Source organism: Bacillus sp. HMA207, from assembly GCF_003402455.1.
Classification (GTDB): Bacteria; Bacillota; Bacilli; order Bacillales; family Bacillaceae_G; genus Bacillus_A; species Bacillus_A cereus.
This window is the reverse complement of record NZ_BEZT01000001.1, coordinates 3,285,519-3,306,761: the sequence shown is the minus strand read 5'-3', so window position 1 is coordinate 3,306,761 and position 21,243 is coordinate 3,285,519. Positions and strand designations below refer to the sequence as shown.

Sequence of the window (21,243 nt, the reverse complement as noted above, 5' to 3'; positions counted from 1 at the left end):
TCCCGTCTTTTTTTATGTTGATGAATGTAATAGACGATTATACGCTTTATAGGCTGTGGTGACTGCGAGGAATGAACCGATTAAAAATAAAACTGAGCCGCCAAATGTAAATATTCGGCCAATATACGTTCCTCTAGCTTCTTCTATTTTTTGTTGTAATTGCGTATTCATATGGATCACCTCGTCAACTATAGGCATTTAGTTATAGTCTATGTAGAACGCCTATATTGTGTGAAGTGTAAATGAAAAACCTCGGTAGGCACCGAGGTTTTTTATAATCCGATATAAGGAGATGGGTCAACTGCGTTTGTCTTGCCGACATTCCATTCTCCAAGATGAAGTTCGAAGTGTAAATGTTGTCCGTATGATTGGCCCGTATTCCCCATAAATCCAAGCTGATCGCCTTGTTTTACAGTTTGTCCATTCGATACAGAACGACTATTCATATGAGCATATACTGTCGTATATGTTTTTCCGTTTATACGGTGAGATAAATACACTACGTTTCCGTAACTAGATGATAATTCTGAGCGAATAACAACGCCATCTGCAGCAGCGATAATTGGAACCGTTCCCGAAGCAGCGATGTCAATTCCTTTATGGTTATCTAAAGAACGTACACCAAATCCGGAAGTTTTTGATCCAGCTGCTGGTTTGATAAAACCACCGATATTTGTATCATGTGGTGTTGGGGCCGCTTGAGCAGATTTAGTAGCTTGTTGTTTGCGAGCCTCTTCTGCCTGGCGGGCTTCTTCCGCTTTACGAGCTTCTTCCGCCCGTTTTTCTTCTTCAATTGCTTTTTGAACAGCTTGACGTTGATTTTCTAAAATGCCCTTGGATTCTTCTAATCCTTCAATCTCTGAATCTACTTTTGCTACTTTCGTATGTAGATCGTTAATAAGAGTTTGTTGCTGCTGTTGATTATTTTGTAATTCTTGTTGTTTTTGTTCTAGTTTTTGTTCAGAGTCTTTCAGTTGTTGTTCTTTTTTCTCAACAGCCTCTTTTTCTGTCGTTACAGCATTTTGATCAGATGTTTGTTTTTTTACAATATCTGTATCGTTGTTTAATATTAAACTTACGGAGTACATATTATCAACAAGATCAGCAATGTTTGTAGAGTTTGTTAATACTTCTGTAATGATATTTGTACGCGGTTTTTCTTGCATAGATTGTAATCGTTGTTTAATAACTTCCTGACGTGTATCTATGTTTGTTTGTAATTGTTCTATATGTTTCTTTTTGTCAGTAATTACTTGTTGTGTTTTGCTAATTTCTTTTTTTGTATCGTTTAATTCAGTCTCATTTTTATTAATGGAAGTAGTTAATTCATCGATTTTCTTCTGTAATTCTTGAATTTCTTTTTCTATTTGTTCTTTCTCGACTGATTTATTTTGTAAGTCACTTTGTTTGCCTTCTAATTCAGATTGAATGTTAGATAATTTATCTTGATTCGTTTCAGCGTATACGGGTGAAAGTAACGGGGAAGCAAAAATCGTTCCTGCTGCTAAAACGCTAAACGCTGCAAATTTCTTTTTCATTGTTGTCTGACTCCTTTCCCTATGAATGTTATATATCATAAGAAGAAGGGTGTCTATCGTTGTAATCATAATGTAAAGAAAATTTTATAAAATTGCTAAGTTTTGTCGGAATTTATCATTTTTCAACTGTAATTGTCATAGTGCTTACATTTTATTCATATGTGTAACAAAGGTAAATTTTGGGATTTATCTGTGGAATGAAGGAGGAAAGTAATCGTTTTTATGAGGTGAAATATTACTTGGAAAGCTAATAAAACACTAGTAAGGAATCGTTCTCATGTTAGGTTTTCTAACATGGGTCTGCTTTTTGTCAAGAAAATTATTTGTGTTCGGGCAAAGTTATTTTGTTGTCAGATTTAAATTTTTGATTTATGATTTTTAACAGGGACAAAATGTAGTGAATTGTCGAATAATATGTAATACTCTTAATTTCTTAGTTTTATAGAGATAGAATGAGAGATAGAGTGACACATCGAAGAGGGGGTTACAACAAATATGAAAAGAATAGGACTTGCATGGCAAATATTAATAGGACTTGCGCTTGGTATTGCGGTTGGTGCGATTTTCTTTGATAATCCAGCTGTTGTGAAGTACTTACAACCAATTGGTGATATTTTCATCCGATTAATTAAAATGATCGTTGTACCGATTGTTGTAGCAAGTATTGTTGTTGGGGTTGCTGGTGTTGGCGATGTTAAAAAACTAGGTCGACTAGGCGGAAAAACAATTCTTTACTTTGAAATTATTACAACAATTGCAATTATTGTTGGTCTATTAATAGCGAATATTTTCCAACCAGGAAAAGGCGTAAATATGGAGCAGTTAACAAAGACAGATATTTCGAAATATACACATACGACAGAGCAAGTACAAAGTCATTCATTTGCAGATACATTTGTAAATATTGTTCCAACGAACATTATGAAGTCGTTAGCTGACGGAGATATGCTTGCTATTATCTTCTTCTCTGTACTATTTGGTTTAGGTGTAGCAGCGATTGGTGAAAGAGGAAGACCAGTTCTTCAATTTTTCCAAGGTGTAGCTGATGCAATGTTTTACGTAACAAACCAAGTTATGAAATTTGCACCATTTGGTGTGTTTGCACTAATTGGTGTTACAGTTTCTACATTTGGTCTTGCTTCATTAATTCCGTTAGGGAAATTACTAATTGTCGTATATGGAGCAATGATTTTCTTCGTCGTAGTTGTCTTAGGACTTACAGCGAAAATATTTGGAATTAACATTTTCCAATTCTTTAAGATTTTAAAAGACGAGCTGATCTTAGCGTATTCTACAGCAAGCTCAGAAACAGTTTTACCAAAAATCATGGAGAAAATGGAGAAATTCGGTTGCCCGAAAGCAATTACATCTTTCGTTATTCCGACAGGTTATTCATTTAACTTAGATGGATCAACTTTATATCAAGCAATTGCGGCTATTTTCTTAGCGCAAATGTACGGTATTGATTTATCTATTACACAACAAATTACATTGTTGCTTGTATTAATGGTTACATCAAAAGGTATCGCAGGTGTACCGGGCGTATCATTCGTTGTATTATTAGCGACACTTGGTACAGTAGGTATTCCACCTGAAGGCTTAGCGTTCATTGCTGGTATTGACCGTATTTTAGATATGGCTCGTACAGCAGTTAACGTTGTAGGAAACTCTTTAGCAGCTGTAGTTATGTCTAAGTGGGAAGGTCAATATGACGCTGAAAAAGGACAAGCTTATTTAAAAGAGATTTCTGAAAAGGGTCAAGCGGCTTAATTATAATATGAACAAGCTCTCACATAATATGTGGGAGCTTTTCTGTATATAGAAGAGGAGCAGACATAATGAAACGAAAATATGGTGACGGTTCTTCGTGGAAGAGACTAATAGAAAAGAGTTATACGGTTAAGCAAGTGGAAGAGGGAATGCTCGGAATACTGGATATAAAAAAGGTGAGAGAGCCTAGTTGTAAAGAATATGATGGTGAAGAACTTTGTATTGCAGCGGATCAGTATACGTGGATTCAATATTTCATAGACGGGAAAAACTTTGCGATTACCGCTATGTTAGATGATCAGAAAAAATTAGTGCAATATTATATCGATGTGGCGAAAGAATATAAAATAGACGATCGTGGTTTACCGTATTTTGATGATTTATATTTAGATGTAGTATTATTACCTAGCGGTAAGGTGTATATATTAGATGAAGAGGAGCTAGAGGATGCTTATAAAAGTGGTGATGTCACGAAGGAAGAGTATGAGTTAGCTTGGTACACTACGAAATGGATATTAGCAACAATAAAAAATAGTGAATTTTATTGGATTTCAATATTGAAAGAAGAAATAGAAAGGTTAAAATGATTGTTTTATTCAAATTTTTGTATAATTACCAAAAAAATCTATACAAAAAATAATTGACTTTTGTTTTGTAAGCGAGTAAAGTTAGGGAAGAAATTATTATTAAAAAATAAATATGAAACCTTCTTATAAAGAGAGGCGGAGGGACTGGCCCTACGATGCCTCGGCAGCGGACTCGATTTCAGAGTGCTGTGCCAAATCCAGCAAGCGTGTGCTTGAAAGATGAGAAGAGCGTTTCTTATAGATGTATAAGACCTCTTCTCATCGGAAGAGGTCTTTTGTTATTCATTAGAAAAAGGTTGAAACTAGGGAGAGATGGTACTTTGAAAGAAACGAGAGGAAATGGTTTAGCTTTATTACCACTTGGGATATTTTTGGCGCTATTTATTGGTTCTGGGATTATTACAGGTGATTTCTATAAATTGCCGATACTTGTAGCGATTTCAATTGCTGTAGGAGTCGCTTTAGTGATGAATCGTAAAGAAAGTTTTAATGTGAAAGTAGAGCGGTTCGCTAAAGGTGCAGGAAATCCGGATATCATGATTATGGTATTAATTTTTGTGCTTGCAGGTGCATTTTCTGAAACTGCTAAAGGAATGGGCGGAGTAGACTCAACTGTTAATTTAGCGTTAACTATTTTACCGCCAGGATTTATCGTAGCTGGAATCTTTGTTATTGGTGCATTTATTTCATTAGCGATGGGAACTTCAATGGGAACAATTGCAGCATTAGCGCCGATTGCTGTAGGTATTAGTGGTCAAACCGATATCTCAATTGCGCTTGCAATGGCTACTGTTGTTGGCGGAGCGATGTTTGGTGATAATTTATCATTTATTTCAGATACAACAATCGCAGCTGTTCGTTCACAAGGAACAGAAATGAAAGATAAGTTTAAAACGAACTTTTTAATTGTGTTACCAGCGGCTATTATTACAATTGTACTATTAGTAATAGTTACTTCAGGAAGTGACACGCAGATTAAAGCACATAGCTTTGATTGGATAAAGATTTTACCGTACGCAGGAGTACTTATTACAGCGCTACTTGGCTGGAATGTACTTATTGTATTAACTGGTGGAACTGTACTATCTGGTGTTATCGGCCTTATAGATGGAAGTTACACGTTAGAAAGTTTCTTTAAAAGTGTAACGACTGGAATGGGCGGTATGATGGAGTTAGTATTACTTGCTATATTAATTGGCGGTATGGTTGAATTAATCCAATATAATGGTGGTATTCAATATTTAATGAATGTATTAACACGTAATATTCGTTCGAAAAAAGGAGCGGAATTTGGTATTGCTGGTTTAGTGAGTATGACGAATATGTGTACAGCGAATAATACGATTTCAATTATCTTTACAGGCCCGCTTGCAAAAAATATTGCAGATCAATATGAAATAGACCCTCGTAAATCAGCGAGTGTATTAGATCTTTTCTCATGTTGTGTGCAAGGATTAATTCCGTACGGTGCCCAAATGTTAACGGCAGCAGGATTTGCAGCGTTATCTCCGGTTGAATTGTTGCCATATGCATTTTATCCAATCTTAGTTGGAGTATGTGGGATTGCTTCTATTTTAATTGGGTTTCCAAGGTTTTCGAAAGTAGCTGAGAAAAAAGAGTATCATAAAACAGCTTAATTTAATATGAATGTTAGTAATTAAAAAACGTGCAGAGGATAGACTCTGCACGTTTTTTTGCGTAAAGGGCTGAATATGACTCGGTCTTAAGTCTGAGTTAAAAACGGTTCTTAAGCTCGTTATGGAAAGATGAAAAAATAGTTAAGATAAGAGTATCAAATCGAAGGGAGGCAAGCACAAGATGAAACAATTTCTAGCGTTTATCGCAGCCGGTATTTTGGCTTTAATTGCTCTTGGTAGTCTTGCTGGTATTGTAGGATTTGCAATCGGAGCAGGAGTTGTATATTGGAGCTATAAATCATTTGTGCGAGCTAAATCATTTTTTGGAAAGTTAGCTTGGGGGATTGTTGGTTTAATCGGTTTATCCATTGCACTTTCTCATTCGCCAGCATTAATCGGTATCGCTGCTTTAGTGGTTTTATACTACGGATACCGTGAGTGGAAAAAAGAAAAAGATGTAGTTGTTGAATCTGCTCCAGAAAGTTCTAAACCATATAGCAACTTTGAAGATGAGTGGAACAAATTAATGAAAAACTAAAACAATAAATCAAATTATAATTAAAGTAGAAGAGAGGAAGATTTATAATGAAACAATCTTTATTCGGACGTGTACGCGATGCAATTTTAGCTGATTTTCATAACGTGTTAGATGAGAAGGAAAGAAAAAATCCAATTGCGATGTTAAACCAATATTTACGTGATAGTGAGCGTGAAATAACAAAAATTGAGAAGTTAATTGAGCGTCATAAAACATTAAAATCTAACTTTGCTCGTGAGCTTGAGCAAGCACGTTATTTCGTTAATAAAAGATCAAAGCAAGCTATCATTGCTCAAGAAGCAGGCGAATTGCAATTGCACGAACGTGCGTTAGAAGAGGTAGCTTATTATGAAGGTCAAGTAACTCGATTAGAAGAAATGTATGCAGGTGTTGTAGAGCAAATTGATGAGTTAGAGCGTCGTCTTTCTGAAATGAAAAATAAATTAAAAGAAATGCACGCAAAGCGTATGGAACTAATGGCACGTGAAAATATGGCACATGCAAATCGTCGTATGAATACTGCGATGCATAAAATGGATGAAAATAATCCGTTCTTACGATTTGAAGAAATTGAAGATCACATTCGTGACTTAGAAACTCGTATGAATGAAGAGCATGAGCGTGATACATTTGATATGAAAATTGCAAAACTTGAGCGTGAAATGAAAGAAAAGAATGATGTATCGTTAACGAAAGAGTTAACAAAATAATAGTAGTATATTATAAAACAGGCTTATGATATAGTGATAGGAGAAAAGGTGTTGGAAAGCAATGCCTTTTCTTCTATGTATATGTGACAAGAAGGGGGGAGCTGAAATGAAGAGACATTTTTCAAAGACACAATTAATGGGGATGCTCCTCATCATATTTGGGTTCGGTCTTTTTCTTGATATGATACTTGGACATTTTGAACCAGGTGGTCTCATTTTTGCATTTATTATGCTTATGTTTGGAAGGCATTATCGTAAAAAGAATCGTTATGTACGGGGAAATGTATTTTTATTTGTTGGTGGTATCGTATTTTTATTCTTCTTATTTTCATCAGCAGCATTTGTTCTTGTCGTATTTGCTTGTTTAGCTTTAATTGGTTATCAATTGATTCAACAAGGACATCAGCAAAAAGCAATGAAGGTTGAAATTAAAGAAAAAGGGATTATAGACGAAGAGAAGCAAATATATCGTACAGAAACATATTTGAAAAATATGTTTGTAGGCAATGTACGAATGATGGATCATATTTATGAACTTGAGGATATTAATGTTCAATATGGTGCTTGTGATGTGGAAATAGATTTAACAACTGCTATGATTCCAGAAGGGGAAACGGTAATTGTTATTCGGGGTGTCGTTGGTAATATTCGTTTATATGTGCCGTATGATATTGAACTTTCTTTAAATCATTCTGTTATTGTCGGACGTGTGCTCTTGCCAGGTCATGAAGAGACAGGGTTTAACCGCAATGTTACATTTAGAACAGAGCAGTATAAAGAGGCTCCTCGACGTATTAAAATTATTTCTTCGCTTGTCGTAGGCGACACGGAAGTGAGGAAAGTATAATGAAGAAACAAAAAAATATTTCGTGGATGTATATTCGTTATTCTATGTTGTCCTCTGTTAGTATCGCACTCATTTGTACAATTGTATATGTATGGAAAAGCGAGCAACAAGTGTATGATTTATTATGGAAGGAATCCATCGCTTCTGTTCCAATTGGCTTGTTTATTATGACTACAAGTTTACTTATCGGGGGAATTGTAGGATATGCAATCGGTTATTATATAGAGCAGCGTATACAAGGATTAAATACTTTTCTATTTGAAGTAGAGCGAGGGAATTTTCCGAGCGATGTTTCGTTTACTGCAGATGATGAATTTCATGAAGTGGAACGAAAAGTAATCGTTCTGGCTCGTCGATTAGAGGAGCAAGCTGGACTCTTTCAAAAAGTAACGAATGAACGAGCTCATTGGAATGAAGAGATGAGACAAGAAGCGATTTCTCAAGAAAGGCATCGTTTAGCAAGGGAGTTGCATGATTCAGTAAGTCAGCAGCTTTTCGCAATGTCGATGATGATGTCAGCGATTAATGAACAAATAACTGAATTTCCAGATGTGACAAAAAAACAATTGCAACTTGTTGAAAATATGGTTGTAAATGCTCAATCAGAAATGAGAGCATTGCTCCTTCATTTACGTCCTGTACAATTGGAAGGTAAGAAACTGACAGAAGGTATAGAGGAATTATTAACGGAATTATCGCGAAAACAACATATGAAAATTGAATGGCTTATTGAGCCAATAGAATTAAAAAAAGGTGTAGAAGATCATTTATTCCGTATTGTGCAAGAAGCGCTATCAAACACGTTGCGACACGCGAAGGCAAAGAAAACAGAAGTGCGCCTTCGAAAAATTGATCAATATGCGATTTTAAAAATCATTGATGACGGCGTTGGGTTTGAAGTAGGGGTTAATAAGGCTGGTTCATATGGCCTAAGATCGATGCAAGAGCGTGTTCATGAAATTGGTGGGACACTTAAGGTACTTAGTTTCCCGGCCAAAGGTACACAAATAGAAGTAAAAGTACCGATTATGATTGAGAGAGGGGGAGAAGTATGATAAAAGTATTGCTTGTCGATGATCATGAAATGGTTCGTATGGGTGTATCGGCATATTTATCAACACAGCCAGATATTGAAGTAGTAGGGGAAGCTGAGAATGGAAGAAAAGGATCAGAATTAGCATTGCAATTAAGGCCGGATATTATTTTAATGGACCTTGTTATGGATGAGATGGATGGTGTCGAAGCAACACGTGCTATTATTCAAGAATGGCCAGAAGCAAAAATTGTAGTTGTAACAAGCTTTTTAGATGACGAAAAATTGTATCCTGTTATTGAGGCTGGGGCGACCAGTTACTTATTAAAAACATCAAGAGCAAGTGATATTGCTGATGCTGTACGAGCTACTTATGATGGAGAAACAGTATTAGAGCCGAAAGTTACCGGGAAAATGATGTCCCGTATGCGTCAAAAGAAAGAGCAACCTTTGCATGATGATTTAACGGAAAGAGAGTTTGAGATTTTGTTATTAATTGCAGAGGGAAAAAGTAATCAAGAGATTGCGGACGAGTTATTTATTGCACTGAAAACGGTAAAGACACATGTGAGTAATATATTAAATAAATTGAATGTAAGTGACCGTACTCAGGCGGTTATTTATGCATTTAGGCATCAATTAACGAAGTGATAAAGTGAAACTTTAATCAGTGGGGAGGTTGTTCCTCTCCCACTGATTATCAGCCCTCACCAATCGGACTTTTACGGGCAGTTAATGCGGGATAAAGTAAAACTTTAATTGGCGGGGAATTCCTCGCTGATTATTGGCTCGATGCAATATAGATTTGGCGTTAAAACAATTGAATGTTTTTATTGACGACAAATAATGTAAGCGTTATCATTGAGGTGTTAACAGTACATATAAAGGGGAGAATGTATATGTTAGTTCAAACTATATTCGGAATGGATAAGTCTAAAAAATTAGGGGATTATGTGAACGCATTACAAGCGCTTTGTGAACAATATAATGTTGAAACAGATAAAATTGCGATTATTGAGGCTACAGAGGAATACTATTTATTTTTAGTAAAGCAAGAAGAGCACTATGATGTTGTCAAGGTAGAAACAGTTGATACGAATATTGAATATTATACGAAGGCTTATAAAATAAGCAGTTTTAATCATACTGCGTATCAAATGTAAAAAAACTCCCTTTTGGGAGTTTTTTTAGGAGGCTTTTACTTCGTGAGATTCGGTTACTAATGGAACTTTTTTCGTACCGCTTAACTTAGCCATTGCAAGACCAATAAGAGCTCCTACTAATGCTGGTATTAGCCAGCCGATTCCTTCATTATATAAAGGAATAAATTCAAAATATGGTGTGATAAATGAAACTGAAATACCACCTTGTTTTAATCCATCAAATACGCTCACTACAGCTGCTCCAATTAAAGCACCTACATAAACAGAGCGATATCCACCGAAGTATTTATGAAGTAATGATAGTAGTACGAGTACAATCGCAATTGGATACACAACAAGTAGAATTGGAACAGAGATTGCGATAATTTTCGTTAAACCTAAGTTGGCAACTAGTAATCCTAATGCGCAAATGATACTCGCGAACGTTTTGTATGAAAATGTAGTCAATAATGTTGAAAAATATTGGCTGCACGCAGATACGAGTCCAACGCATGTCGTTAAACAAGCGAGTGTAACGATAAGAGATAATAGGAGCAAACCGTATGGACCGAATAATTGTTGTACGATAACAGTAAGTAGCTGTCCGCCATTTTTTGCATATCCGAGCGAGACGCTAGTTGCCCCAAGCCAGCCGAGTGCACCGTATACAAGTACGAGCCCTGTAGCGGCAATAAGCCCTGCTTTTGCTGTGGCGATGGCAATGGACTTACGATCATTCACACCTTTAGAGCGAATTGCATTTACAACGATAATTCCGAATGCAAGTGCTGAAATAGTGTCCATTGTTAAGTAGCCTTCCATAAAGCCTTTGAAGATTGGAGAAGTTTGATACTCTGGCATTGCTGGTCCTGATTGCCCAAGTGGTGTAAATACACTTTTAACAAATAATAAGAAAATAGAGAGTAATAAAATAGGTGTTAATACATTTCCAATACGATCAACAAGTTTAGATGGATTCAAACTCAGCCAAAATACGATAGTAAAGAAGATGATTGTATATACAAATAGCACTAGGCTGCTAGAGCGGATTGTTTCTGGTAAGAAAGAACTAACACCCATTTCATAAGCGACATTTGCAACACGTGGGATGCCCATAGATGGACCGATAGCAATGTATACAATTACTGTAAAGAAAATTCCGAATAATGGATGAACATGACTTGCAAGTTGCTGCATTCCATTTCCTGATAGAGAAATTGCGATAACAGTTAGTAGTGGTAAGCCAACTCCTGTTAGTAAAAATCCAATCATTGCTGGCCAAAAGTTTTCACCTGCGTTTTGGCCAAGCATGGGAGGGAAAATTAAATTACCTGCCCCAAAAAATAAAGAAAATAGCATAAGACCCGTGAAAAAAATATGTTTTTTTGATACAGTGTTCATTGTTTTTCCTCCTTTTTCATTCATTTGTAAGAACACAAAAAACTCGTCCCTAAAGAAAGGGACGAGTTATATTTACCCGCGATACCACCCTAATTTACACATGTAGAAATAAATCTATATGTATACGGCTTTGCAACGTACAACATGATACGTGTTCCTTGTAACGGGGGACGGCCGGTAAGAACTTACTGTAACATTCGGTTCTACTTCTCGGAGATGATTTTCGGTTACGCACTGAACGTTGGCTTTCAGCAAATCGCCAACTCTCTGGGGAACAGTTCTATAACGTACTCGTTCTCGTCAATGAATTTTTATTCAAGTATTCTGACAGTATTGTTGCATGTTTTTTTTAGAAAGTCAATATGTTTTTTGAAAGATATATTTATATACGGAAATATCGAAAGTGATATTCGTTGTTGCAAAAGGAATAATGAATTGTAAAATAGGAGTAAAAATTTGCGGAGAATTGTAAAATTTATAGAGAAAGTTGATATTTATAGGAGTAAAGAAGGGATTATTTGAATTTACAGAGAATAATACAACAATCCACTTGCTGGAAAGAACAAACCAAAAGAGGTGACTGAAATGCTTGCGATGGGAGTATTATTTGGCATTATTGCTATAATTGGTTTTATGTGGTTATATTATTCGCGTTCGTTTAAACAAGCAGAAGTTTTACTCTTTCAAAAAGGTAGTTTGTTGACAAATCAGTCTAGATATTTAGTATGTCCGAAGTGTGGAAGTGCACAGGCCAGAAGTGGAGGATATCAAGAGTGTTGCAAAATTAGATTATGAAAGAAAGGAAGCCTCACATTATTTTGTGAGGCTTCCTTCCTTACAACTTCATGGCGCTCCAAATTGTCCATCGATCTCTTTCAATAATAGGAGAGACGTTTTGTAATGCGGTCTGTATATGTTGTAGAAGTTGAGAAAGTTCATCATCTGTTAACTCATATAGAATGGATCGACCTGTTCGAGGAGATAAATCTTGCAATAATGCTTCTACAGAATCATGTATTTTTCGTATTTCCCATTGTGTTTGTGCGGGAAGTACATGAAGAGAATGTTTTTGTAATTCTGTCTGTATAGTGTTGGTTTTTGGACGTCTTTTTGACTCTATTTCAATAAGTTTTGGAAATAGAGAGAAAAAATATCCGCGAATGTGTTCGGGACTTCCTGGAATTGTACAATCTTCAATTGTTCGATCTTGTAAAATAAGTACACCGTTTTTATTTAATATACGAGAAGCTTCACGTAAAAATGTAGGAATGTCTTGTAAATGATGAATAACTGCACGCGAAATAACTATGTCGAATGTTTCATTAGGGTATGGGATATTATGTGCATCACCGTGGATGAATGAAATGTTTGAAAAGTTGTTACAATTTTCTTTTGCAGCTTGTAATATTTCTTTTGAAAAATCAAGTCCCACAACATTTTTGGCTCCCATAAGAGCGAGTTCTTTCGTATAAATCCCACCACCACAGCCGATATCAATTATTTGCTTGTTTTGTATTTCTGTAATGTTTTTTACCATTTCAGCCCAAGAAATATGAGCGTTTCTTATTGCATATGTGTACTTATTATTTTCATCATGAAAATTAATGGACATGATAAAGACCTCCTTTCAATGATTAGTATAGCGTATTTAATAGGATGTCACGTTTTTGTTTTATGTATGAAGATTATAAGGATTTCTTATCGTAAGAGGAGGATTAATTTGAAAGGGAAATATGTATTGGTGTTGTTGTTTGTTATGTTACTAGCAGCTTGTGGTCAAGTTGAGCCGAAAAAAGAAACAAAAAAAGTAGAAGAGACGGTGAATGAAGTGAAAGAAACAATAGGGGTAACCGTTATACAAAAAAAACATAAAGAGAAAAAGTTGCAGGAATCAGAAGCGAAGTTAGTAATAGACATTTTGAATAAAGCTGAGAAACAAGAAATAACAGGAAGCTTCGGTGAACCTGAATATGAAATACAAATTAGTAGAGATGGGAAAAAAGAAACTTATTATGCATGGTTAAGGGGAGAAGATAGACGAGGATGGGTGCAATATAAGAAAGCTATGTATATGTTGAATGAAAAAGATACGGAAAAGCTTTTGGATATATTTCCAAATGTCTCAGAACAAAAAGAAGATGAGATGCAGGTAAGTCCTTTAACAGAAGTAACAAAAAAAGATTTGCAGATTACCGCATTTCATATTAAAACAGGCGATCAAAACGTGAATTATACGGTACGGTATACGATTTCACAATCACTATACAATAAGTTAGTGAAGGAGCAAGAATATTATTTGCAACTCAATTTTCCAGAAAAAGTTCAAAAATTAATTGGAGCAAAAGAGAGTGAAATAATTTTAGGTGAAAAAGTAAAGGAAGGGTATAAGCAATATGAATTGCATGCTACTGTTCCGATAAAAAGCGCTTCAGAATCACAATTAAAATCATTAGAAACATATTACGAAAATTATGATTTGAAAATATTAAACAGTGAAAAAGAAAAAATAGGTGTGTTTCAAAATATAATTCAGATTGTTAAAGATTATGGTGAAAAAATGAATTTTCAAAGATAAAGTGAGACTTTAATTAGCCCTTACGGATTGGAATGAATGTAAACTCGTCAAATCTATATGACCTTTCCTAGGAAATGATAATAGAGAGGGGAAAGCACCCCTCTCTATTACTTTGCTTTTGTAGATGGCTCATTCATTGATTTTCGTGTAATAAGAAAAGAAATCATAAGAGCGGAAAGGATGACAAGGGCAATAAATACGTGATTGGGCAACAAATCTAATAATAATACGTAACTAACGGTATAAAAAATAAGAGTTGAAGCTAAAAACGATAGAGCACCTATTATAAGAGATTGTAAATTCATTTGTGTACACCTCCTTTTATTTATATTTTTGGCTGAAAATGGATTATATAAACATTATTTCTAACAATAGAAAAAAATATGTCATAATAGAGAAAAGAACAAGCTTTGATGAATGATATGATTCATTAATGAGAGATAAAGGAGAGGAATATGAAAAATAATAAAAAAGGATTATGGGGAATTATTGTTGCGATAGGTCTATTTTTACTGTCTAAGTTAAAGTGGGTATTTGCAATTTTTAAATTAGCAAAGTTTTCAACGGTATTTAGTATGTTTCTATCGCTTGGCGCATACGCAGTTCTATATGGTTGGAAATTTGGAGTAGCGCTCATTTATTTGTTGTTTGTTCATGAAATGGGCCATTTATGGGCTGCGAAAAGAAAGGGGATCCCAACATCGCCAGCAATCTTTATTCCATTTATGGGGGCTCTTATTGGAATGAAAGAGATGCCGAAAAATGCGAAAGAGGAAGCTTACATTGCCTATATGGGTCCGCTTTTCGGACTTCTGTCATTTTTACCGGCGATACCGCTTTATATAATGACGAAAGAGCCATTTTGGGCGCTTGTTATTTTGCTTGGAAGTATGATTAATTTCTTTAATTTAATTCCCGTTTCACCGCTAGATGGTGGGCGAATTATTTCAGTTGTCAGTACTAAAATTTGGGGAGCAGGCCTTATTTTATTACTTGGCTATTCAATTTACTTTAAAAGTATTTTGGGAGGATTTATTGTTATTATCGGTTGTATGGAGTTATATAGAGTAATAAAGAGAGATGAGCCGATTAAGGAATTAGGGCATAAAATTGATGGGATGAAAGAATATGTTACTAGGCTTGAAGAGGAATTAAAAGAAACGGGTGCTGTACATCGGACTATATACGTGATGCATCATGAGATGAATGCATTAAGACAAAGAGAACGGGAAAAAGAGTTACAAATAGGTGAACTTCAAAAAATGGAAGTGTTAGAGTATCTTTTACCGAAGTTCGAACCGTTAGATTATGTTCCATATGAAGATGAAAAAGATGAGTATACAATTTACATAAGGGAAGCATTTGAAGCGTCAGAAAGAAAATTAAATGAATGGAAAACAGAAAAGGAACAACAAGAAAACTATTATAAAGTGGATGCGAAAACGAAATGGACAGTATTTGCTTGTTATATCGGATTAATGGTTATACTCGGTTACACAGCTTATGAAGGATATATTGTTTTACAAGAACATTTGCCAACGAGAAATGTATAGAAAAATATTGTCGAAATGATAGGAAGAATTAATACAGGAATTATATTTCTACGAGAGAATGTTACAAGTATAGTCATACGTTGTAATATTTTTAGTAGAGAAGGAGTTCTGTGTATGAAGAAATTGTTAAATGTATTAGGTATTATTATCGTGATGATCATTGCGAGTTATAGTCTTATGAAAGTGCTGTTACATTATGCAAATAAGCCTGCTGAGGTAAATACAATAGCTCAAATAGAAGATGTGCAAGAAGAGACAAAAGTGCTAGATTTTATTCGAATGACACATGAAAGCTATAATAATTTCTTAAATTATGGTAAAGCAGAGAATTATACAGATGGGGATTGGAATCAATTTAAGCAATGGTTTCAACAACAAGAACAATCTTTAAAAAATATACATACGGAAATAAAGAATGAAAAAATAAAACGCGATGTAAATAGAAGCTATGAAATTGTAAAAAAAGGTGTGGAACTTCAAAATATTGAGTATGTAGTGTATGCTCACCGTGTATATCATGACTTGGATATTATCGTAAATAAATATAGAGGTGAAACGAATATCTGGGGGTATACGGAGTTTGGCGATGGGAAAGATATAAAAGTAATCGAACAAGCTATACAAATAAAATAATAAGCTAGCTAGAATTCTAGTTAGCTTATTTTCTTTTGTAAATGCAATGTTCATATATTATTCACAAAAACACCGTGTTAATAGTGATTAAAATCACAATCTGCATTATAAGATTCAGTTAAACTAAAAACAGTTAAGGAAATAGAGGAGTGGGATACAATGTTAAGTGCAAAAACAATTGAAATCGTAAAGTCAACAGTACCATTATTACAAGAAAAAGGCGTTGAAATTACAACGAGATTTTATGAAATTTTATTTTCGGAACATCCGGAGTTATTGAATATTTTCAACCATACAAATCAGAAAAAGGGAAGACAACAACAAGCGTTAGCGAATGCTGTTTATGCAGCTGCAACGTACATTGATAATTTAGAAGCTATTATTCCAGTTGTAAAACAAATTGGTCATAAGCATAGAAGTTTAGGTATTAAAGCAGAGCATTATCCGATTGTAGGTACATGTTTACTACGTGCCATTAAAGAGGTCGCAGGTGCACCTGATGAAGTTTTAAATGCATGGGGAGAAGCATATGGTGTCATTGCTGATGCATTCATTAGCATTGAAGCAGAGATGTATGAAGAAGCTGCACATAAAGAAGGTGGATGGAAAGACTTCCGCAACTTTGTGATTGTTAAAAAAGTGAAGGAAAGCGATGTTATTACGTCATTTTATTTGAAACCTGAAGATGGAGGGAAAGTTTCTTCATTCATCCCAGGTCAATATATAACGATTCAAATCAATATTGAAGGTGAGACATATACACATAATCGTCAATATAGTTTATCCGATGCTCCTGGGAAAGAATATTATCGTATTAGTGTAAAAAAAGAAAAAGGTGTAGATACACCAGACGGTAAAGTGTCTAATTACTTACATGAACATGTAAAAGAAGGAGATGTTTTACCAGTAAGTGCACCAGCGGGAGATTTCGTGTTAAATATGGATTCAACATTACCAGTTGTACTAATTAGTGGTGGAGTAGGGATTACACCGATGATGAGTATGTTAAATACGTTAATTGAACAAGATTCAAAACGTAATGTATATTTTGTTCATGCAGCAATAAATAGTAATACACATGCAATGAAAGAACACGTTAAGACAGTAGAAAATGAATATGAACAAGTTAAAGCATATACTTGTTATTCTGCACCGACTGAAAAAGATTTAGAAATGAAGAACTTTGATAAAGAAGGTTTCATTGAAAGTGAATGGTTAAAAACTATTATTCCGACAACTGAAGCAGAGTTTTATTTCTGTGGTCCAGTAGCATTTATGAAGCATATAAATGCTGCACTAACTGATTTAAGTGTGAAACAAGAGCATATTCATTATGAATTTTTCGGCCCAGCAACAAGCTTACAATAAGCAAAAAAACGAGGTATTTATTTTACCTCGTTTTTTATTTGTTCTCGTAATAAACGGTTTACTGTTTCACGACGTATACCTATCAGTTGACCAATTTCGGTTTGTGTTAATATTTCATATATAGGAATGTCACCTAAATATAGGGTGAACCATTCTTGTAAACGATGAAGACGTTCTTTCGGAGAGACGGTTGTCAATTGATCAATTCGTTGTTGCATCATTCTTAATTTAGATTGCAATTCCATAGCGATGTTAGCATACGATTCGGGATTTGCTTGAAGTCTCTCGTACCATTCACTACTAGTGATCGGTTCCACTTCTGTTTTTATTAAAGCGATAGCTGTACCGTGATATTCTTTCGGTGAAATTAAAGAATGATGAGGTATCGTTTCACCTGGAACGATAATGTTGAATAAAAATGGTGTTCCGTCTTCTTCTAGCCGAACTACTTTTAATAAGCCTGTTTTTATAAAGTATAAAGGACCGTCCTCGCCTTGACGGAATAGTACATCTCCTTTGTGTAGAATCAATGTTAGCCCCCCATTAATATGTTTCTATTTCTTCTATTTTAGCGTATATGTATATAGACAATATGCTATTTCAACAGCAATTTCATTGACGAAATGTATGCTATTACAGTAGTATACTATTTAGTGTGTAATAGTACTAGCAATGAATACGCTGTAGGGGGTTTAGTATATTGTTAGATGCGATGAGAATGACGGATATGAGAATTCCGGCGAATGCTATCATTCATGTAGAAGAGATGAAAGGTGGAGTCGTTTTATCCGTTGAAGTAGACGGCCAAATTATTTATACGATGGCTTATGATGAAGAAACAGATAGCTATGCTGAATTATATGATCGAAACGATAAGAGGGCGTGCCAAGTACATGAAGACTTCATGGGGTGGTCACTTCTTCATTAAAAAAGATGTCAATATGACATCTTTTTTTATTAAATCGATAGAATATACAAAGAAATGAAATATAAGGATAAAATTTGTAATAATTGATTTTGCATTGTTAGCACTCTGTAACTGCAAGTGAACTATTTTTTCGCTATCATAAAGATAACAGTCGCAGTTATAGGAGTGGTCAACTTGAAGAAAGTACATATTTCAAATTATATGTTATTATGTGTTTGTTTAATTTTATTTGTTCTCCTCGGAGGATTTTTATATTCATGTGTATAAGAAAAACGCATTCTAAAAAGAATACGTTATAAAAGGGAAATAATGATTAATCTAGTTCCAAGAATAATCAACGTAATACGTAATAAATTAATTACGGCGTTACCACTTAGTTTTGTATTAATGTAAGCCCCGATTTTTCCGCCAATCCATGCACCCGGAATCAGGATTAATGCATAAATCCAGCTGACATTTCCAAGTGAGATGTGAGTTGCAGAACTTACAATTGCTGATAGAAATACGATGAACATTGAAGTTGCTACTGCAATATGTGCTGGGAATGCAAAAAGAAGCATCATTGCTGGAACAAGTAAGGCACCGCCACCAATTCCAAATAATCCAGATATAAACCCAACTATAAAGGCGATAAAGATAGCAAGAAACGGTGGGAATTGGTAGTGTACAGTATTTCCATCATTATCTGTAAAAGAACGCTTAATTACAGACGTATTTGAGAGGGAAAGAGGTTTTAATTTGTCTCGAAGCATAAGTAGAATTGAGACGAATATAAGGAAAATCCCAAAGTATAAAGAAAATGTGTCTTGGTTTAAAAATTTATTTGCCCATGATCCGATAATACCACCAGGGCCGCTTCCGATAAATAAAATAAGTCCACTTTTATAATCTACTCGCTTATGCTTCATGTAAGTAAGGGTGGAAGATAGTCCTGTGAAAACGACTGTTACCATAGAAGTCCCTACTGCAAGTTGTGGTGATAAACTGTGTAATCCAATTAATAACGGAACAATAATAATTCCGCCTCCAAGCCCAACTAGGCTGCCGACTGTTCCGGCGATTAGTCCGATGAAAAGTAACATGATGTATTCCAAAATTGCCAACTCCTCTAAATAACTTATCCACCAATTATTATACACGCTTTTTAATGAGAAATAGGCTTGTTCACAAAAAAGTCGTCTTCCTAGAAAAATAAGGAAGACGACTTTTGATTAGAAAACAAAATGTAATAGGTAGTAAAACAGAGCAGCTAAAGAAGCTGAAATAGGAAGTGTAATAACCCATGTAATTAACATGCGTTTTGCAGTTCCCCATTTTACCCCTTTCACACGGTGAGAAGCACCAACCCCTAAAATAGAAGAAGAGATAACGTGCGTCGTACTAACCGGTAAGTGAATGAATGTTGCACCGAAAATAACAAGTGATGATGATAAATCGGCAGCTACACCATTTACAGGACGAATTTTCATAATTTGTCCACCGACAGTTTTAATAATTTTCCATCCGCCGACAGAAGTACCAAGCCCCATTGCGATAGCACAAGATAATTGTACCCAGAACGGGATATCGCTAGAAGTATGATAGTTATTAGCCATAAGAGCCATCGTAATGATTCCCATTGCTTTTTGTGCATCATTCGTACCGTGTGTGTAGGCTTGTAATGCTGCAGTGAAAATCTGGAATATACGGAAGTTCTTATTCGTTTTTGTTAAGTTAAAGTTTTTAAATACTACTTTAAAAATACTGTATACGGTATAACCAATAACGAAAGCGATAATCGGTGAAATGATTAAAGCTTCAATAATTTTAATAAATCCTTTAAGATTTAGCGAGCTAATCCCAGCGGCCGCAATTGCTGCACCTGCGATTGAGCCGATAATTGCATGCGAAGAACTACTTGGAATACCGTAGTACCAAGTAATTAAGTTCCAAGCTATTGCCGCAAGCAAAGCAGCTAAAATTACAAGAGAACCATTTTGTAAGGCGAATGGATCAACGATATCTTTTGTAATCGTTTTTGCTACACCTGTAAATGTCATTGCGCCTAAAAAGTTCATAATAGCCGCCATAATAATGGCATGTCTAGGCTTTAGAGCTTTCGTTGAAACAGCCGTTGCAATAGCGTTTGCTGTATCGTGAAATCCATTGATAAAGTCAAAAGCTAAAGCGCAAATGACTACTAAAACGGTCAGTATCAAGAGTGTATCCATGATCAAACTCCTTACGCGTTCTTCATAATAATTGTTTCTAATACGTTTGCAACGCTTTGACAGCTATCAGCTACTTCTTCAAGCTCTTCGTAAATCTCTTTAAATTGAATAATCTTAATCGGATCTTTTTCACGAGAGAATAAGTTCTTAATCGCATGACGGCGAATATCATCACACTGTGATTCATAATCCTTAATTTTAATCGCATTTGTACGAATGTCGACTAATTTTTTGTTAGACATTAATTCAACAGAGTTTGCAATCTCAATCGCACATTGATTAATTGCTTCTACGAATTTAATCATGTATTCATCAGCTTCTGTAATAGAATACATTTCGAACAGACCAGCACTGTGATCTAATCCGTCTAATACATCATCCATACTCATTGCAAGTTGTAGGATGTCCTCACGCTCAATCGGAGTGATAAACGCTTTGTTTAACTCCATAATGATTTCGTGAATAAATGAGTCACCTTTTGACTCATACTCTTTCATGCGCATAGAAAACTCTTTTAAATCGCTAGCATTTTTAATTTTATACTCCACGAAAAACTGCGCGCCTTCTTTTAAATTTTCGGAAACATTCATTAGCATTTCAGAAAATTTATCTTTTTTTGATTTAAAGACCATTATTGTTACCCCCACAAAAGTAATATATGTAAAATATATTGGCTAATCAATTCTAACAAAAAACTGTCGTTTTTTAAAACATTTTATCGAAAAGTTTACAAAAACTTAACATAACTCTCGTTGTTCTATTAATAATATTAA

The 21,243-nt window shown here is 35.0% G+C and carries 24 protein-coding genes, 1 riboswitch and 1 other annotated feature; of the genes, 15 read left to right on the top strand and 9 right to left on the bottom strand.

Annotation, left to right across the window (positions count from 1 at the left end; translation table 11 throughout):
- Positions 1-12: 12 nt before the first annotated feature.
- Both HMAS_RS27720 and HMAS_RS17040 read right to left on the bottom strand, forming a co-directional pair.
- Positions 13-171, bottom strand: coding sequence for a hypothetical protein (locus HMAS_RS27720; protein WP_001096006.1), 159 nt, complete (start codon positions 169-171; stop codon positions 13-15).
- Between the two features lie 101 nt (positions 172-272).
- The gene (locus HMAS_RS17040; protein WP_000726086.1) at positions 273-1,538 is read right to left on the bottom strand and encodes a murein hydrolase activator EnvC family protein; all 1,266 of its coding nucleotides are present in this window, start codon (positions 1,536-1,538) and stop codon (positions 273-275) included.
- A 495-nt stretch (positions 1,539-2,033) separates the two neighbouring features.
- On the opposite strand from HMAS_RS17040, the gene gltP reads away from it, so the two are divergent.
- The 9 genes from gltP to HMAS_RS16995 all read left to right on the top strand — a co-directional run bounded on the left by gltP (position 2,034) and on the right by HMAS_RS16995 (position 9,823).
- A complete protein-coding gene (gltP, locus tag HMAS_RS17035) occupies positions 2,034-3,308 on the top strand; it encodes a glutamate/aspartate:proton symporter GltP (protein ID WP_000821130.1) in 1,275 nt (424 codons plus the stop codon).
- Positions 3,309-3,376: 68 nt separating this feature from the next.
- Positions 3,377-3,895, top strand: a complete 519-nt coding sequence (locus tag HMAS_RS17030) for a DUF402 domain-containing protein (protein WP_098272770.1) — start codon at positions 3,377-3,379, stop codon at positions 3,893-3,895.
- 120 nt (positions 3,896-4,015) lie between these two features.
- Positions 4,016-4,121, top strand: a riboswitch (SAM riboswitch).
- A gap of 94 nt (positions 4,122-4,215) precedes the next feature.
- Complete coding sequence (locus tag HMAS_RS17025) at positions 4,216-5,532, top strand: Na+/H+ antiporter NhaC family protein (protein ID WP_000665494.1); 1,317 nt, start codon at positions 4,216-4,218, stop codon at positions 5,530-5,532.
- Between the two features lie 181 nt (positions 5,533-5,713).
- Positions 5,714-6,070, top strand: coding sequence for a hypothetical protein (locus tag HMAS_RS17020; RefSeq protein ID WP_000808640.1), 357 nt, complete (start codon positions 5,714-5,716; stop codon positions 6,068-6,070).
- Positions 6,071-6,117: 47 nt separating this feature from the next.
- Entirely contained in the window at positions 6,118-6,780 is a 663-nt protein-coding gene (locus HMAS_RS17015) for a PspA/IM30 family protein (protein WP_000814127.1), read from the top strand.
- A 106-nt stretch (positions 6,781-6,886) separates the two neighbouring features.
- Entirely contained in the window at positions 6,887-7,627 is a 741-nt protein-coding gene (liaF, locus tag HMAS_RS17010; protein ID WP_000820355.1) for a cell wall-active antibiotics response protein LiaF, read from the top strand.
- Positions 7,627-8,682, top strand: coding sequence for a sensor histidine kinase (locus tag HMAS_RS17005; protein WP_000744326.1), 1,056 nt, complete (start codon positions 7,627-7,629; stop codon positions 8,680-8,682). Before liaF ends, HMAS_RS17005 begins: the two co-directional genes overlap by 1 nt.
- Entirely contained in the window at positions 8,679-9,311 is a 633-nt protein-coding gene (locus HMAS_RS17000) for a response regulator (RefSeq protein WP_000598707.1), read from the top strand. The genes HMAS_RS17005 and HMAS_RS17000 overlap by 4 nt, the downstream gene beginning before the upstream one ends.
- A 173-nt stretch (positions 9,312-9,484) precedes the next feature.
- Entirely contained in the window at positions 9,485-9,823 is a 339-nt protein-coding gene (locus tag HMAS_RS16995; RefSeq protein ID WP_002023642.1) for a DUF3922 domain-containing protein, read from the top strand.
- A gap of 24 nt (positions 9,824-9,847) precedes the next feature.
- On the opposite strand, the gene brnQ3 is transcribed toward HMAS_RS16995, so the two are convergent.
- Positions 9,848-11,203: a branched-chain amino acid transport system II carrier protein BrnQ3 gene (brnQ3, locus tag HMAS_RS16990; RefSeq protein WP_116344933.1), complete on the bottom strand. Its 1,356-nt coding sequence runs from the start codon at positions 11,201-11,203 to the stop codon at positions 9,848-9,850.
- 54 nt (positions 11,204-11,257) lie between these two features.
- Positions 11,258-11,516, bottom strand: a binding site (T-box leader).
- Between the two features lie 272 nt (positions 11,517-11,788).
- Here brnQ3 and HMAS_RS16985 point away from each other — a divergent pair.
- Positions 11,789-11,998, top strand: coding sequence for a hypothetical protein (locus HMAS_RS16985; protein WP_000880630.1), 210 nt, complete (start codon positions 11,789-11,791; stop codon positions 11,996-11,998).
- A gap of 40 nt (positions 11,999-12,038) precedes the next feature.
- Here HMAS_RS16985 and HMAS_RS16980 read toward each other — a convergent pair whose 3' ends face one another.
- Entirely contained in the window at positions 12,039-12,815 is a 777-nt protein-coding gene (locus tag HMAS_RS16980; protein ID WP_000026272.1) for a class I SAM-dependent methyltransferase, read from the bottom strand.
- A gap of 108 nt (positions 12,816-12,923) precedes the next feature.
- Here HMAS_RS16980 and HMAS_RS16975 point away from each other — a divergent pair, with 108 nt between their 5' ends.
- Entirely contained in the window at positions 12,924-13,778 is an 855-nt protein-coding gene (locus tag HMAS_RS16975) for a hypothetical protein (RefSeq protein ID WP_000677062.1), read from the top strand.
- 107 nt (positions 13,779-13,885) lie between these two features.
- Here the strand turns inward: HMAS_RS16975 and HMAS_RS16970 are convergent, their stop codons facing one another.
- On the bottom strand, positions 13,886-14,083 hold the full coding sequence (locus tag HMAS_RS16970; RefSeq protein ID WP_001053357.1) for a hypothetical protein: 198 nt from the start codon (positions 14,081-14,083) through the stop codon (positions 13,886-13,888).
- A gap of 150 nt (positions 14,084-14,233) precedes the next feature.
- On the opposite strand from HMAS_RS16970, the gene HMAS_RS16965 reads away from it, so the two are divergent.
- The 3 genes from HMAS_RS16965 to hmpA all read left to right on the top strand — a co-directional run bounded on the left by HMAS_RS16965 (position 14,234) and on the right by hmpA (position 17,332).
- Entirely contained in the window at positions 14,234-15,331 is a 1,098-nt protein-coding gene (locus HMAS_RS16965) for a site-2 protease family protein (protein ID WP_000794498.1), read from the top strand.
- A gap of 114 nt (positions 15,332-15,445) precedes the next feature.
- Positions 15,446-15,964 (top strand): hypothetical protein, encoded by a 519-nt coding sequence (locus tag HMAS_RS16960; protein ID WP_065223958.1) that lies wholly within the window; start codon positions 15,446-15,448, stop codon positions 15,962-15,964.
- Positions 15,965-16,123: 159 nt separating this feature from the next.
- Positions 16,124-17,332: an NO-inducible flavohemoprotein gene (gene hmpA, locus HMAS_RS16955; protein ID WP_116344932.1), complete on the top strand. Its 1,209-nt coding sequence runs from the start codon at positions 16,124-16,126 to the stop codon at positions 17,330-17,332.
- A gap of 17 nt (positions 17,333-17,349) precedes the next feature.
- On the opposite strand, the gene HMAS_RS16950 is transcribed toward hmpA, so the two are convergent.
- Positions 17,350-17,862: a Crp/Fnr family transcriptional regulator gene (locus HMAS_RS16950; protein ID WP_116344931.1), complete on the bottom strand. Its 513-nt coding sequence runs from the start codon at positions 17,860-17,862 to the stop codon at positions 17,350-17,352.
- A 170-nt stretch (positions 17,863-18,032) separates the two neighbouring features.
- Between HMAS_RS16950 and HMAS_RS16945 the strand changes: the two genes are divergently transcribed.
- The gene (locus HMAS_RS16945; RefSeq protein WP_000883009.1) at positions 18,033-18,260 is read left to right on the top strand and encodes a hypothetical protein; all 228 of its coding nucleotides are present in this window, start codon (positions 18,033-18,035) and stop codon (positions 18,258-18,260) included.
- 293 nt (positions 18,261-18,553) lie between these two features.
- Here the strand turns inward: HMAS_RS16945 and HMAS_RS16940 are convergent, their stop codons facing one another.
- The 3 genes from HMAS_RS16940 to HMAS_RS16930 form a co-directional block, all read right to left on the bottom strand.
- A complete protein-coding gene (locus HMAS_RS16940) occupies positions 18,554-19,354 on the bottom strand; it encodes a sulfite exporter TauE/SafE family protein (protein ID WP_000455762.1) in 801 nt (266 codons plus the stop codon).
- A gap of 117 nt (positions 19,355-19,471) precedes the next feature.
- Entirely contained in the window at positions 19,472-20,470 is a 999-nt protein-coding gene (locus HMAS_RS16935; protein ID WP_000380273.1) for an inorganic phosphate transporter, read from the bottom strand.
- Between the two features lie 11 nt (positions 20,471-20,481).
- On the bottom strand, positions 20,482-21,102 hold the full coding sequence (locus HMAS_RS16930) for a DUF47 domain-containing protein (RefSeq protein WP_000231449.1): 621 nt from the start codon (positions 21,100-21,102) through the stop codon (positions 20,482-20,484).
- Between the last annotated feature and the right edge of the window lie 141 nt (positions 21,103-21,243).

What these genes read in the sequence shown, in the direction of transcription:
- HMAS_RS16985 (WP_000880630.1), top strand. Translation starts at nt 11,789, where the DNA reads ATGCTTGCGATGGGAGTATTATTTGGCATTATTGCTATAATTGGTTTT.
- HMAS_RS27720 (WP_001096006.1), bottom strand. Translation starts at nt 171, where the DNA reads ATGAATACGCAATTACAACAAAAAATAGAAGAAGCTAGAGGAACGTAT.
- HMAS_RS16970 (WP_001053357.1), bottom strand. Translation starts at nt 14,083, where the DNA reads ATGAATTTACAATCTCTTATAATAGGTGCTCTATCGTTTTTAGCTTCA.
- brnQ3 (WP_116344933.1), bottom strand. Translation starts at nt 11,203, where the DNA reads ATGAACACTGTATCAAAAAAACATATTTTTTTCACGGGTCTTATGCTA.
- HMAS_RS16960 (WP_065223958.1), top strand. Translation starts at nt 15,446, where the DNA reads ATGAAGAAATTGTTAAATGTATTAGGTATTATTATCGTGATGATCATT.
- HMAS_RS16995 (WP_002023642.1), top strand. Translation starts at nt 9,485, where the DNA reads ATGTTTTTATTGACGACAAATAATGTAAGCGTTATCATTGAGGTGTTA.
- HMAS_RS17015 (WP_000814127.1), top strand. Translation starts at nt 6,118, where the DNA reads ATGAAACAATCTTTATTCGGACGTGTACGCGATGCAATTTTAGCTGAT.
- HMAS_RS17020 (WP_000808640.1), top strand. Translation starts at nt 5,714, where the DNA reads ATGAAACAATTTCTAGCGTTTATCGCAGCCGGTATTTTGGCTTTAATT.
- HMAS_RS16935 (WP_000380273.1), bottom strand. Translation starts at nt 20,470, where the DNA reads ATGGATACACTCTTGATACTGACCGTTTTAGTAGTCATTTGCGCTTTA.
- HMAS_RS17005 (WP_000744326.1), top strand. Translation starts at nt 7,627, where the DNA reads ATGAAGAAACAAAAAAATATTTCGTGGATGTATATTCGTTATTCTATG.
- HMAS_RS17040 (WP_000726086.1), bottom strand. Translation starts at nt 1,538, where the DNA reads ATGAAAAAGAAATTTGCAGCGTTTAGCGTTTTAGCAGCAGGAACGATT.
- HMAS_RS17000 (WP_000598707.1), top strand. Translation starts at nt 8,679, where the DNA reads ATGATAAAAGTATTGCTTGTCGATGATCATGAAATGGTTCGTATGGGT.
- HMAS_RS17030 (WP_098272770.1), top strand. Translation starts at nt 3,377, where the DNA reads ATGAAACGAAAATATGGTGACGGTTCTTCGTGGAAGAGACTAATAGAA.
- liaF (WP_000820355.1), top strand. Translation starts at nt 6,887, where the DNA reads ATGAAGAGACATTTTTCAAAGACACAATTAATGGGGATGCTCCTCATC.
- HMAS_RS16965 (WP_000794498.1), top strand. Translation starts at nt 14,234, where the DNA reads ATGAAAAATAATAAAAAAGGATTATGGGGAATTATTGTTGCGATAGGT.
- HMAS_RS16930 (WP_000231449.1), bottom strand. Translation starts at nt 21,102, where the DNA reads ATGGTCTTTAAATCAAAAAAAGATAAATTTTCTGAAATGCTAATGAAT.
- HMAS_RS16980 (WP_000026272.1), bottom strand. Translation starts at nt 12,815, where the DNA reads ATGTCCATTAATTTTCATGATGAAAATAATAAGTACACATATGCAATA.
- gltP (WP_000821130.1), top strand. Translation starts at nt 2,034, where the DNA reads ATGAAAAGAATAGGACTTGCATGGCAAATATTAATAGGACTTGCGCTT.
- hmpA (WP_116344932.1), top strand. Translation starts at nt 16,124, where the DNA reads ATGTTAAGTGCAAAAACAATTGAAATCGTAAAGTCAACAGTACCATTA.